This is a genomic window from bacterium (assembly GCA_021159335.1).
Taxonomy (GTDB): Bacteria; UBP14; UBA6098; order B30-G16; family B30-G16; genus JAGGRZ01.
This window is the reverse complement of record JAGGRZ010000157.1, coordinates 1-13,842: the sequence shown is the minus strand read 5'-3', so window position 1 is coordinate 13,842 and position 13,842 is coordinate 1. Positions and strand designations below refer to the sequence as shown.

Below are 13,842 nucleotides of genomic sequence, written 5' to 3'. Positions count from 1 at the left end.
ATAAGTTTCAAAACTTTCCTCGGCTAATAGGGGATTGCGACTCATAATCGGCACTGTTCCAAGCACAGCGCGGGCAATTGCTTCGTTTCAAAACTTTCCTCGGCTAATAGGGGATTGCGACAATTAGCGGCAAGACGAAATCCTCGAACCACTTTTCAGCGTCTTCCTGGTTTCAAAATTTTCCTCGGCTAATAGGGGATTGCGACTAACTGTTGCTTGATTTTTAGCATTGTGTTTGCTATGTGCTCGTTTCAAAACTTTCCTCGGCTAATAGGGGATTGATAATAAAAACGCATCCATGAACGGATGCTTTACCACGAAAAATTAAAGGAGGGGCAAATGGAGCGATTGATAATGGCTATCCCCGCCTATTTCGCTCCATACCTGATAAGCGATGAACCCGATTACATATGCTGGGTCGCAGCAATCCTCGCCTTTATATTTGGCGGAACTACCGAATTGGTGCTCGCAACTCTCGGAATCATCGGATATATACGATATCGCCATCTTAAGCGGAAAAAAGAAGAGATGACAGGAAAAACTGAGGAAAACCTGATAGAAAAGCTCCGTTCATTCATTGACAAATACTATCATCAAAACCAAAATTAACGATTCCAAAAAGGAGAAAAACATGAAGGATAAGATAATAAGAACATCCGACCCCCAGTGGCTCGAAAAGACTCTTAAACTCTACTCTAAAAAGGATGAATTCACGATCATTGACGATGCCGACCTTGGTCTGTCAAAGGATGATGTCTCATCTGCTATCAAAATAATCCGTGCTGCAAGAAAGAAAGGCAAAATGGATGCTAAAAGAATTTTGTCAGCTCTATCAGGTGCGGGGCTAACCACCACAGGAATATGGATGGTCTACGCTGCGATAATAGACCCCGAACCCACATCAAAGCTAAGCTTGCTCGTCGGCGGGGGAATTCTTTGCATCTTAACTGGCTCTTTAACTTTATTTTCCTCTCTCGGTGTGAACATAACCGTAAGAGTGGGGAAAGGTGGTGTGTTCGAAATTTTTCCCAAAAAGGAGGAATGAATGTTTTGGCTTTACATAATAGCTGCGCTGGGAATAGTATGGCTGTATGTCTCCCTCACCAAAGGACTCAAGGAATGGATGAAAAAGGGCATTTTCAAAGGCTGGAAAAACAAATATCTGCGAGATTTCATCGTGAGCATTGTCGTAATAATGTTTGCTTCATCATTTTTCATAGGTGTTACAGGTCTTGTTATAGGTTTGTTGGCATCGGTGGGAATAAGTATATATATTCAGCTTGCCTCGGCTTTAGAGAAAAAATCCCAAAAATAAAATTTTATGCTTGACAAATCTTTTCCCACCTATATAATGCGCAACGACTGACATACTATCTTATGGGCAGCGTAAACCAACTAATTTCATCACCTCCCAATGAATCCCTCAAAAAGTCAATGCGTAGGGATATTAACACCATAAAGGGAGGTGCATATATGGCTGCCCAATATGTTAAGATTAAATGTCGCTCCTGCCACAGGGAAGTAAAATTCCCTGTTTATTTTGTTGTTCCCGGTCCAGTCGACACATTCGTCGACAAGGCTCCTACTGTGCTTATGGAGATGATGACCGAAGAGCTTTGTTATAATTGCTATTGCTTCTATTATTATGTTATTCGTGCCAATGGTGCTATTCCCGTGGAGGAAGCTAATGAATATTTCTGATAAATTTCGCTTCCGAGCCTACCGCGTGAACCTCGTGGCGGCAGACGACATAAGTCTGCCGCCTTATTCTGGCTCTGCAATAAGGGGACTTTTCGGGCATGCGCTAAGATTGGTATCATGCCCACCGCAATGCAAAGACCCTGCAAAGTGCATTATAGGAAATGCCTGTCCGTATTTTTTTATTTTCGAAAGCCAGCGTCACGACACCCCCGCAGGATTGAAAAATTACCCCCATCCGATAGTTTTGGAACCCCCATCACAAACGAGAATCAAAAAAGGCGAAAGCTTTTCATTCAACTTCATCCTTTTCGGGAAATCAATAATGTTTCTGCCGCACATCGTGTATGCCATATGCTGCATGGGCGAACTCGGCTTGGGCAAGGGTAGAGGAAAATTTAAACTCGAGAAAATAGAGTCAATCCCATCAGGAAAACTCGTTTACAACCCCGAAAGTGGAGAATTGCTATCCAATGGCGAGGACATTATTCCCACAAAAAAAGAGCTGGGAAACCGATTGACAGTTGAATTTGTTACTCCGTTGAGATTAAAAAATAAGGGGCAATATGATTATCAACCCTCATTTCAGTCTCTTATTCGCTCAATTTTAAGGCGTGTAACTCTTTTAGCTAAAGGATATTGCGACTATAATCTTAGTTTTGATTTTAAAAATATTTTGAAATCCGCGGAAAATATTGAAATTGAAAAGTCTTATATACGAAAAGTAACGGTAAATCGTTATTCAGGGCGCCAGAAACGCAAAGTCCCACTTTACGGAGCATTAGGAAAAATAACTTATTCAGGGGAAAATCTTAAAATGTTTTCTGAACTCTTATCCATCGCAGAATGGATACATGTTGGCGGCGCAACTATTTTCGGTTTCGGAAAGATAAAGTTGCACACAAAATAGCTTGCAAGCCCCAGAAATGGGGCTTTTTTATTGAAAAGTACTAAAAATGTATGAATTTAATTGCACATACTAAACCAAGGAGCAAAAATGAAAAAACTTTTATTGATTTTTCCATTATTAGTCTTCTCGACCATGTCCCTTGCCTACTATGTAGACTCATTTTACACCGACATAAAAGTCTATTCAGACGGCTACATGAAGGTCACGGAAACCATAAAGGTAGATTTCGAGGATGAGCTTCACCACGGAATATACAGGTACATACCATACAAGTATCGAATCGAGGGAAAATGGCGAAAAATAAGAATTAAAATCATTTCCGTAAGCGACGAGTTAGGTCACAAAAGAATGCGCAAAATCACCAGACGAGGTGGATATCTCTATGTTAGAATAGGAAACCCCAGAAAATTGGTCAGCGGGCTGCAAACATATGTCATAACCTACAAAGTTTACGGAACCATAAACTTTTTCGATGATTACGACGAACTCTGGTGGAATGTTAATGGCACGGAATGGACAGTTCCCATACACAGTGTGGGCGCACAGGTAACTATTCTCGGCGCAAACACGCCAATAAACCTCGATGCGCGCTGTTACACGGGCGTTTACGGCTCAACCCGACAGGATTGCCAGTATAGCATTGAGGGCAATAGAGTTGTTTTCGATGCAGGCTACCTCGGTCCAAAGGAAAACCTTTCGATAGTAGTCAAAATCCCCAAAGGCATTATTAAAGAGCCTTCAGCATTCTCAAAGTTCATGAACAATTTTGTAGCAAATATATTCACGATATTGGGTTTTCTTATGCCGATAATTGGTTTCCTCTACATTTTCAATAAGTGGAAAAAGGAGGGGAGAGACCCGATAAAAAAGACCGTGATAATGGTGACCTACGAGCCACCCGATGATCTCCTGCCGGCTGAGGTGGGAACTGTGATAGATGAGAGGGCAAATATATCAGATATAACCGCTACCATAGTTGACCTCGCAGTTAAAGGATACCTCAAAATAGTTGAGACTGAATCAGAAAAATTCCTTTTCTTCAAGAAAAAGGACTATGCGCTCATTCTTTTAAAAGATTTTGAGACCGACGAAAACCTAACATCATTTGAGCGAAAGTTTCTCCGCTACCTGTTCGATGTCGGCGAGGACAAAGGCATTTCACCTGAGGACCTTGGCGCACCAGAAGGGAAAAAGCTTATTTTCACATCAACGCTTAAAAACAAGTTCCATACTAAACTTATTAAACTTAAGGAGGAACTCTATAAGCAGTTGATAAAGAAAAAATATTTTCCAGAGAATCCCGAAACAGTTCGCAAAAATTACCTTCTTGCGGGCGTGCTTTTTATGATTGTCGCGGCTGTGGTTTTGATCATCACTTATGGAAGTATTTATCCGTTCTCCATTGGTCTTGCGGTGACGGGTCTTATTTGGGTTATTTTTTCGCCGATAATGCCTCGAAAGACAAGAAAAGGTGCTATGGCGGCGATAAAAGCGCTGGGGTTTAGGGAATTCATAGAAAGGGCGGAAAAGGACAGAATAGAAAAGCTTGCTAAAGATGACCCGACCATCTTCGAGCGCATTCTTCCCTATGCGATGGTTTTTGGCGTTGCCGATGCATGGGTCGAGAAATTTGAGGGAATATTCAAAGAACCGCCTAAATGGTTCGTTGGGGCTCGTCCCATGGGGTTAGTATATTTTTCTACTAACCTTGGGCATGCTCTTCACACCATAAGCTATTCCATGGCCTATCGTGCCAGAGGTGCCGCTGGCGGCGGAAGCGGTTTTTCAGGAGGTTTCTCGGGCGGTGGATTTGGTGGCGGCGGTGGAGGTGCATGGTAAAAGGAATGAAAAATGTATGAACGATACTACATAGAGTATGGACCGCAATACAGACGGGTTGGATTCAGGCGACCTAAAGATGTGGTGCTAACCATAATAATGGTTAACTTTTTCGTTTTCCTCGTGGAGATGGTCGCCCCAAGAACCATGGTTTATTTGTTTGGACTCGTGCCCCCTTTGATAAGGCACAAACTATACCTGTGGCAGTTCGTAACATACATGTTCCTTCACGGCAACTTCTGGCACCTTTTCTTCAACATGTTTGCTCTCTACATATTTGGACATGAGCTTGTTAAAGTTTGGGGAAACGCTCGATTTTTGGCGTATTATTTCTTCACAGGAATTGGTGCTGGATTGTGCGCATATTTATTTACTAATGTTCCCACAATAGGTGCGTCTGGCGCCATATACGGCCTACTTCTTGCTTATGGTGTCTATTTTCCAGACCAGATCCTCCTTCTTTACTTCTTCATACCAATAAAAGCTAAATATCTTGTTATAATTTTTGGTTTCATTGAGCTTCTTTCATCTATAGGCGGTTATACGGACGGTATAGCACATACTGCACATCTTGGAGGAATGCTTTTTGGTGCGATATACCTGTGGGCAACAAGAAAAAGAACAAGGGAAAGAATTCGGGAATATTATTTTTATGGATATCCCTGATATTTTTTCGTGAAATTTTCCTTTATATCCCTATATTATCTCGCTATGAATGTAATATTGGGAAATAAAAATCTTGTTCAAATCACCCAGGAGCAAAACTACCAGAACTATTCCGATGTAGCTCTTGAGAACATGTATGACTATGCTGCCTGGAGAGTGGAACAGTTAAAACATCACAACGGTGTTCTCCATTTTCTTGGCTCCTTTGGTGGAGAACTCGATGAGCTTTTCAACCTTGCAGACAGAATTGAGAGGGTAGAAAAAAACAGGAAAAAATTTGAATACAAAAAGCAACAAATTCTCTACGAAATAATTCGCCGCCAAAATTTTGATATTTGAAATCCCCTGCTAAAGTTAGTTTTCTCCATTATATCAATTTATAAATTTCTCTTGACTAAACGTTTGACCATCAATATAATAGAATTTGTGTTCTTGGTAAACCTAATTTAAATCGTTATAATATGTTTGGTTTAAAAGAAAAAAAGCCTATTGTCGCATTAATAGGGAGAACGAATGTTGGTAAATCTACCCTTTTTAACAGGTTACTCAGAAAGCGAATAGCCGTGGTAGACCCAACACCGGGTGTGACCCGTGACCCTCACTTTGCTGAATTAACATGGAATGGAAAAACATTTATTCTCGTTGATACAGGTGGATTCATAACTAATCCGGAAAGTGAAATAGAAGAGGGAATAACGAATCAGGCAATAGCGGCAATAGAAGGTGCTGACCTGGTTTTGCTGGTTCTTGAACCTGATATTACACCAAGTGACAAGGAGATAGCTATATTGCTTAAAAAATATAATAAGAACACTGTCGTAATTATCAATAAAGTCGATGATAAAAGCGACAACTGGTCAGGAGCTGAAGCGGAAGGGTTCAGATTGGGAAATGTACACAGAGTGTCGGCGAAATTCGGATATGGAATAGGAGATTTGCTTGATGAAATAGTAAACAAACTGCCAAAAGAAAAGGTGGCGGAAAAAATTGATGAAGAAATAGCGTCAATAGCGATTGTAGGAAAACCGAATGTGGGAAAATCAACTCTCGTAAACAAGCTGGTTGGAAAGCAAGTAGCATTAACACATAGCGAATCTGGAACAACGATAGATCCGGTGGACAGTTTCTTCGAGTATGACAATAAAACATATAGAATAGTCGATACCGCAGGCATTTTCAAAAAGTGCACCGATGTATACTACTATGCCAGCCTGAGGACATTAAGCGCTATAGAGAACAGTGATATAGCAGTTCTCGTTATAGACGCGACTCAAGGCATTACAAGGCAGGACAAACGCATCGCCTCAATGATAATAGAAAGATATAGAGGAATGATAATAGCAGTGAACAAGTGGGATTTGATGCCAAAGCTGCCTCGACTCAAAAGAGACTACGAACAAAGAATAAGGACGGAAAGTCAATTTTTAAGTTTTGCTCCTATAGTATTCATATCTGCGCTTAAAGGCAGTGGGCTTGGCAAGCTTAAGCAAACTATTTCCAAAGTTGTGCAAAGACGACACTCAAGAGTTAAAACTTCGGAGCTTAATAAATTGGTGGAAAATCTGCAAAAAGTGTATCCGCCGCCCATGTACAAAGGTCGAAGACCGAAAATTTTCTATGCAGTGCAATCGAAGGTACGGCCACCTGAATTCGTTTTCTTCTCGAAACTTCCTGAGGCTATATCACCATCATATCAGCGGTATCTTGCCAACAAAATAAGGGAGGAGTTTGATTACGAAGGAGTGCCATTTAAGGTTATTTTCAGGGATAAACGACGATGATGGATTTAGCTGTGAAAATATTTTTGGGAACAGTTTTAGGTTATCTGGTGGGGTCAATCCCGTTTGGATTTATATTCGTAAAACTTAGCAAAAATGTGGATTTGCGAAGTTATGGCAGCGGTTCTACCGGCGCAACAAATGTTTCAAGGGTGCTTGGGAAAAAAGTGGCAGCACTTGTCGCGGTTCTCGATGCATTAAAAGCCATTGGAGCTTACGCGATAGTGATAAATCTTACAGCAAATCCTCTGGCAGCATTCATAGCTGCTCTGGCAGCAATAGTAGGACATTGCTACCCCGTTTGGCTCGGTTTCAAGGGCGGTAAAGGTGTTAGCACGAGCTTTGGCGCAGCTATTCTTATAAATACCCTGCCGGCAATACTAACCTTTTTTGTGTTCATTTTTGCAGTAATAGCGAGCAAGCGAGTCTCCATAGGTTCACTTACCGCCGCATGGACATTTTTTGGAATAAGTGTTTTCACGAAAGTCGCAGCAATGCCGATGATTTTTGCCATATTTTTGGCAATTTTTTTGACTATAACGCACAGAGAAAACATTAAAAGAATAATAGAAGGAAAGGAGAAACCATTATGGCAGTAGCAAGAACGACAAAAACTCCTGTAAAAAGGGAGAAACTGTATTATTCCATCACAGAAGTCGGCGAGATGACCGGGTTGAAACCTCACATCCTTCGATACTGGGAAAGCGAATTCCCATTCCTGAGACCTAAAAGAAACCGGGCTGGAAACAGGATCTATAGAAAAAAGGACATAGAGCTTATCATGCTAATAAAGAAGCTGCTTTACGAGGAAGGCTATACTATCGAAGGCGCCAAGCACAAAATAAGAAAAATGAAGTATTCCAAGACCAAGAAGACGGAAACAGTTGACTACAAGGAGTTCCTGCGAGAGGTGCGAGACGAACTCATGGAAATAAGGAAACTAATCTAATTAAAAATCTTACGCTTGATTTTCTCCCACAACAAACCTTTCTTTATAGGATAGGTATAGTGAATTTTTTGTCTGGTTAAGCAATGTTCATTCATCTTCATAATCACAGTATTTACAGCCTTCTTGACGGTGCCTGTCCACTTGAGGAGCTGGTTTCCCGAGCAGTTCAGTTTGGAATGCCTGCCGTGGCCATAACCGACCACGGGAACCTCCACGGTGCAATAGAATTCTATGAAATAGCAAAAAGCGCAGGGATAAAGCCAATAATAGGACAGGAGTTCTATGTGGCCCCTGAATCAAGGCACAAAAAACGAGGGCAGAAATCCGAGGTAAAAAGCGGCTATCATCTGACCGTTATCGCAAAGGACAACACAGGATTTAAAAATCTTATGCGTCTATCATCAATAGGATTTCTTGAGGGCTTTTACTATAAACCTCGCATTGACAAAGAGATATTAGCTGAGCTTTCTGAAGGGCTGATAGTTCTTTCAGGTTGTCTTCACGGCGAGATACCGTGGCTGCTCGCGAGAGACCGCTTTGATGAAGCTAAAAGTGTCGCAAGGTGGTTTCTTGATGTCTTCGGGACAGAAAATTTCTTCATAGAACTCCAATACCATAACATCCCCGAAGAACTTGATGTAATGAAGAAACTCATAAGGCTCGCCAAAGAAATGGGAATCCGGATGGTCGCCACAAACGATGTGCACTACATAAATCGCGAGGACCACGACTTCCATGATAAAATGCTTTGCATACAAACCGACTCCCGCCTTGATGACCCGAATAGATTGAGATTTCAAACCGACGAGTTTTATTTCAAATCACCGCAGGAGATGATGGAAATATTTGGCGAAGTTCCCGAGGCAATCCAGAGCACCGTGTCAATAGCTGAGAGGGTAGATGTATCCATAGAGACGGGCAAGCTTCATCTTCCAGAATTTCCAGTCCCGCCCGAATTTTCCAGCGCTGACGAGTATCTCTCCCAGAAAGCTTGGGAAGGACTTCGTAGAAGGTATTCCAGAATAACGAAAAAGCTTGAGCAAAGACTCGAATACGAGCTTGATGTTATAAAACGCATGAATTTTTCGAGTTATTTCGCTATCGTAGCTGATTTTACCGATAAAGCACGCGAACTTGGCGTTTCAGTTGGTCCTGGACGGGGTTCTGGTGCAGGAAGTCTCGTAGCATATTGCCTCGGAATAACTAACATCGACCCAATGAAATACAATCTTTTGTTCGAAAGGTTTCTTAACCCAGAAAGAATTTCGATGCCTGACTTCGACATCGACTTCGACGATGAGAATAGAGAAAAGGTAATAGAGTATGCGAAGCAGCGCTATGGAGAAAACTCAGTTAGCCAGATTATAACATTCAGCAGGATGAAAGCTCGGCAGGCGATAAAGGATGTCGGGAGAATATTTGGACTGTCATTTAGAGATACGAATGCACTTACATCACTGGTGCTGACGGATAGCATAGAGGAGAGTCTTCGTGAATCACCTGAGCTCGCCGCACTTTACGAGGAGGACCCAAAAATAAGACAGGTTCTAAATTATGCTATGAAGATTGAAGGTTTCCCGCGAAATGCCGGCGTTCATGCTGCGGGTGTAGTGATAACCCCTGGAAATCTTACTGACTATGTCCCGCTTTTCAGAACGGCAAAAGGAGAAGTAACGACGCAGTATGATAAGGATTCGCTGGAGAAAATAGGATTGCTTAAAATGGATTTCCTTGGGCTTACTACACTATCGATAATAAGGGAGACGGTCAGGCTGGTTAAAAAGAGGACTGGAAAGGATATTGAACCAGAAAATTTCCCCGAAAAAGACCCCAAAGTGTTTGAGCTAATGAGCCGCGGAGATACTATAGGAATATTTCAGTTTGAAAGCGACGGAATGAGAAAATACCTGCGACTTCTGAAGCCCGATTCCATAAACGACTTAATAGCCATGAACGCCTTATATCGCCCGGGCCCAATGAAATTCATAGAAAGCTTCATCAACAGGAAGCACGGCAGAGAGGAAGTTAGATATCCGCATCCCTATGTAGAAGATATTTTGAAAGAAACCTACGGTATAGCGTTGTATCAGGAACAGGTAATGCTTCTTGCCCAGAAACTTGCTGGTTATTCCCTTGGTGAAGCTGACCTTTTGCGGCGAGCTATAGGTAAAAAAGATATGCACGCTATGGAGCGTCATCGCGAGACATTCATAGAGCGCGCCAAGAAAAAAGGAATATCGGAAAAAGTAGCACAGGAAGTTTTCGAGATAATAGCCAAATTCGCCGAATATGGATTCAATAAATCTCATAGCACCGCCTACGCAGTACTTGCGTATCAAACTGCCTACCTTAAAGCACACTACCCAAGAGAATTTCTCGCTGCCAACCTTAGTTCGTGGGCAAAAAGACCTGATAAAGTGCAAAAGTTCCTCAATGAGTGTGCGAGATTGGGAATAAAAGTGTTTCCACCTGACATAAACAAAAGCGATGAAAAGTTTACAGTCGAGCAGGATGGGATAAGGTTCGGACTGTGTGCCATAGAGAATCTCGGTCACGCAGCTATACGCGCTATACTTTCTGCCCGGGAGAAAGTAGGCAAATTCAAGGACATCTATCACTTCTTCGAAAGCGTTGATGGTCAAGCTCTTAACCGCAGAGGACTGGAATCACTCGTGGCATCTGGCGCATTCGATTCCCTTGGCGTAAAACGAGCCTCACTTATGGCATCCCTCGAAAATCTAATAAAATGGAAACAGCAGATAAGTAGAGAAAAAAGCGCAAAGCTGGCGAGTCTTTTCGGTGATGATGATAGCACAGCAATGAGACCGACACTCGTAGATATTCCCGAGTGGAACAAGTGGAAACTGTTAAACATGGAGAAATCAGCGCTTGGCGTCTATGTTACAGGTCATCCTATGGATTACTTCGAGCTTGATGTTAAGGCGTTCACATCTGGAACCATATCCGACATAGTGAAAATCCAGCGAGAAAGAAGAGCTCGAATAGCGGGGCTTATATCAAGCATAACGAGAAAGCGAACCAACGACGAATCACAAATGGCTATAGTAACTTTGCAGGATAGAGTAGGGGAAATAAAAGTTATCTTTTATCCCAAAATTTTCGACAAAGCACAGATGTTTCTTGCAGTTGATGCACTTGTGTGGGTTGAGGGACTTCTACAATTTGATCCGGATGGAACTCCGGTGCTAAAGGCTGAAAAAGCCATGCCAATAGAGATATTAAGACGAGAGATGTGCTCGCAACTCCACATAAAAATTAGCGAAAACACACCACAAAAAAAGCTTGTGAGAATAAAGCAACTACTGAGCAAAAATAAAGGCGATAAAACCCTCGTTATTCACATAGAATCGGAAAATAAAAGCTTTAGTGCGATATCTAAAAGTATTAAAGTAAACGCAGAAAATGACCTTACTGAAATGCTGATAAAAGAGCTCGGAAGGGAGAATGTATGGCTCGCCTGAAGGTAAAATGGATCGTTTTTTCGACCACTCTTTTCGTTGTAATAATGTTTTTGGGCTGCGCTTTCACCGGCAAAACAAAAACAAAAAAAATCCCCGAGCAAAAGCCTCGGCAGGAGAAAGTCGTTGAAGAAACCGCAGCAGTCCCGGATACTTCTATCGAAGTAGTGGGGATAGAAAACTCTACGAGAGAATTGGTTTTGCGGTTCAGGTGGGCAGAGGCACTCAAAGCTCTGGAAAGAGATAAGTCCATTGATTCACTTGACAAAATATTTCTTGCTGGCTTCCTGAATTTCAAGCTCGGAATGTATGACAAAGCAGAATCTTTGTTATCGGGAATTGTTGCCTCTGACTATGAACTGTCAGATTGGGCTCGTTATCTTTGTGCGCAAGCCGCGTTCAAAAGGGGAGACTATGATTTCGCATATAGACTGGTCAGAAATCTTGGAAAGTTACCCGGCATTTCAACAGAAATAGCAACTATAAGATGGAAGTCGCTATGGGAAATGGGCGATACCCAAAAAGCGATAGCACAACTCGATTCAGCATACTACGCCGGATATATGAGGCGCAGGGAGCATGATGTTCAGATGGCATTTGTGCTTAGGAATACCTACCATGAGGACGCTGCCGAAAGGCGACTTGTGGCGTTATTGCGAGTAGCAGACATACTCAGAGACAAAGACATAATGTATCGCGCGATAGCAGAGCTTAAGAAAATTCATCCCCTTGACCCAGTCTCGATGTACTACATAGCGTTGACCTATTACAAATACCGAGATGTTGACAGCGCCTTGCCGTGGTTTAAAAAGTACAGGGCATCGGGACACAGGAAGTATCGTGGCCGGGCAGGATATTACATAGCCGTTTGCCTCATTGGTCAGGGTAAGTACTCTGAGGCGATAAAGTATATAGAAAAAATGCTTAAAGAGGGCAGCTATTCAAAAGCCTCGCTTTACTGGCGACTAGCTCAGTGTTGGCGAAAGAAAGGTAAACTAAAGAAAGCGTGGAAAATATCTGAGAAAGCTCTTAAGCTTTGTAATGGTTGCGGTAACGAGAAGTATATAATATTTGAGCGAATGAACATAGCACGCTATATGCTCGATTGGCAAAAGTTCGCTGGTGAGTGCGAAAGAATGCTCAGAAAACATCCTTCATCAGAGTTTGCTGATAACGCTTTACTGTGGGCAACATTGATTCACTTGACGAACGACCAACCCAAGAAAGCTATCGAACTTATTAAAAAATATAGAATATACTTCCACGACGGAAATTTTATCGATGAATTAAATTATTGGCTGGCGAAATCTCACGAAGCCATGGATTCAAGTGCGAAAGCTGACTCTTTGTATCTTTATCTTGCAAAGGAACCCTACGAGAACCTGTTCATATGGCTTGCAAGGCAGAAAATGGGCTGGGTTGAGTTCCCCAATATTTCATACACGAAAGTTGGCACACTCGCTGTTGATAGTGTCCTTAAGTATGCGTGTCATATCATAGGCGTGAATCCCGAGTCGCTCTATGTGAACTTTGAGGATGCTCGGCTTAAAAAACAGGCAGAAAGATTAACCCGGCTTGGAATTTTAGAACTCGCTCGTCCCTGTTTTCATGCGCTTGAAGAAAAGCTAATTAAGTCAAACAATCCAAGATTGCTATTATCTTTATGGAAATACTATTATAATCTTGGACTTTATGACCTCGCGACCAAAGAAGGAACATTACTGAACTACTACCTTGAAGCAAAGAAAAACGCTGCTGCTCTGATGACCGCTTATCCGACACCATATTTCAGGATAATAGATGCGTTTGCCAGACAAAGTAATGTTAATCCGCTGCTTGTATATTCTATAGTAAGGCAGGAAAGCAAGTTTCATAATTTTGCGGAATCCTACGCAGGTGCTATAGGTCTTATGCAAATTATTCCGGAAACCGGACATTCTATCGCCAGAAGAGTAGGAGTTAATCCATTTACAAAAAACCACCTCAACGATTATGAGGTTAATCTCAAACTCGGAACTAATCATATAGCAGACTTGATAAGTTCGCATGGAAGCCTGTATAAAGCTCTCGCGGAATACAATGCGGGCAATTCGCAGCTCTCCCGTTGGAACCAGCAATGTCCAAACCCTCAAGACGACCTTGTTTGGACCGAATTCGTAGATTACGGACAAACGAGAAGATACATCAAAAAAGTTGTGGGGAATTTATTCACCTATTACTGGCTTTATGGGAGGGGGGATTGATGAATGCTGTAGTTTACACAAAAATAGACGGAAGGGAACCAGATTTCAGAGGAAAGGTTCGAGACATTTACGACCTCGGGGATAAGCTTCTTATAGTTGCTACTGACAGAGTTTCCGCGTTCGATCACATACTTAAAACACCGATACCCGAAAGGGGCAAGATACTCACTCGAATATCAGTTTTTTGGTTTGGAAAAACGCAACACATTATAAACAATCATTTATTAACGGCTAATATCAAGGAATTTCCTAAACCATTCAATCAATATCCCGAAATACT

Annotated in this window: 14 protein-coding genes; all 14 read left to right on the top strand. The window is 42.0% G+C overall.

Translation table 11 applies throughout. The annotated features are described in order from the left end of the window. Positions 1-339 precede the first annotated feature (339 nt). Positions 340-609 carry a hypothetical protein gene (locus J7J62_08910; GenBank protein ID MCD6125272.1) on the top strand — a complete coding sequence of 90 codons (270 nt, stop codon included), beginning with the start codon at positions 340-342 and terminating at the stop codon, positions 607-609. A gap of 22 nt (positions 610-631) precedes the next feature. After that, the gene (locus J7J62_08905) at positions 632-1,045 is read left to right on the top strand and encodes a hypothetical protein (protein ID MCD6125271.1); all 414 of its coding nucleotides are present in this window, start codon (positions 632-634) and stop codon (positions 1,043-1,045) included. Next, positions 1,046-1,315 (top strand): hypothetical protein, encoded by a 270-nt coding sequence (locus tag J7J62_08900; protein MCD6125270.1) that lies wholly within the window; start codon positions 1,046-1,048, stop codon positions 1,313-1,315. Positions 1,316-1,473: 158 nt separating this feature from the next. Further along, positions 1,474-1,701, top strand: a complete 228-nt coding sequence (locus J7J62_08895) for a hypothetical protein (protein MCD6125269.1) — start codon at positions 1,474-1,476, stop codon at positions 1,699-1,701. Next, positions 1,688-2,608, top strand: a complete 921-nt coding sequence (gene cas6, locus J7J62_08890; protein MCD6125268.1) for a CRISPR system precrRNA processing endoribonuclease RAMP protein Cas6 — start codon at positions 1,688-1,690, stop codon at positions 2,606-2,608. Before J7J62_08895 ends, cas6 begins: the two co-directional genes overlap by 14 nt. 87 nt (positions 2,609-2,695) lie before the next feature. Continuing rightward, positions 2,696-4,447: a DUF2207 domain-containing protein gene (locus J7J62_08885; GenBank protein ID MCD6125267.1), complete on the top strand. Its 1,752-nt coding sequence runs from the start codon at positions 2,696-2,698 to the stop codon at positions 4,445-4,447. A gap of 12 nt (positions 4,448-4,459) precedes the next feature. Beyond that, positions 4,460-5,113, top strand: coding sequence for a rhomboid family intramembrane serine protease (locus tag J7J62_08880; protein ID MCD6125266.1), 654 nt, complete (start codon positions 4,460-4,462; stop codon positions 5,111-5,113). Positions 5,114-5,158: 45 nt separating this feature from the next. Beyond that, positions 5,159-5,452 carry a hypothetical protein gene (locus tag J7J62_08875; protein MCD6125265.1) on the top strand — a complete coding sequence of 98 codons (294 nt, stop codon included), beginning with the start codon at positions 5,159-5,161 and terminating at the stop codon, positions 5,450-5,452. Between the two features lie 122 nt (positions 5,453-5,574). Continuing rightward, positions 5,575-6,894, top strand: a complete 1,320-nt coding sequence (gene der / locus J7J62_08870; GenBank protein ID MCD6125264.1) for a ribosome biogenesis GTPase Der — start codon at positions 5,575-5,577, stop codon at positions 6,892-6,894. Then, on the top strand, positions 6,891-7,490 hold the full coding sequence (plsY, locus tag J7J62_08865; GenBank protein MCD6125263.1) for a glycerol-3-phosphate 1-O-acyltransferase PlsY: 600 nt from the start codon (positions 6,891-6,893) through the stop codon (positions 7,488-7,490). Before der ends, plsY begins: the two co-directional genes overlap by 4 nt. Continuing rightward, the gene (locus J7J62_08860; protein MCD6125262.1) at positions 7,481-7,840 is read left to right on the top strand and encodes a MerR family transcriptional regulator; all 360 of its coding nucleotides are present in this window, start codon (positions 7,481-7,483) and stop codon (positions 7,838-7,840) included. Before plsY ends, J7J62_08860 begins: the two co-directional genes overlap by 10 nt. An 83-nt stretch (positions 7,841-7,923) precedes the next feature. After that, entirely contained in the window at positions 7,924-11,322 is a 3,399-nt protein-coding gene (dnaE, locus tag J7J62_08855) for a DNA polymerase III subunit alpha (protein MCD6125261.1), read from the top strand. Then, a complete protein-coding gene (locus J7J62_08850; GenBank protein MCD6125260.1) occupies positions 11,310-13,562 on the top strand; it encodes a lytic transglycosylase domain-containing protein in 2,253 nt (750 codons plus the stop codon). The genes dnaE and J7J62_08850 overlap by 13 nt, the downstream gene beginning before the upstream one ends. Further along, positions 13,562-13,842, top strand: a 281-nt coding sequence (locus tag J7J62_08845) for a phosphoribosylaminoimidazolesuccinocarboxamide synthase (protein ID MCD6125259.1), incomplete at its 3' end; no start/stop codon positions are given. The genes J7J62_08850 and J7J62_08845, both read left to right, overlap by 1 nt.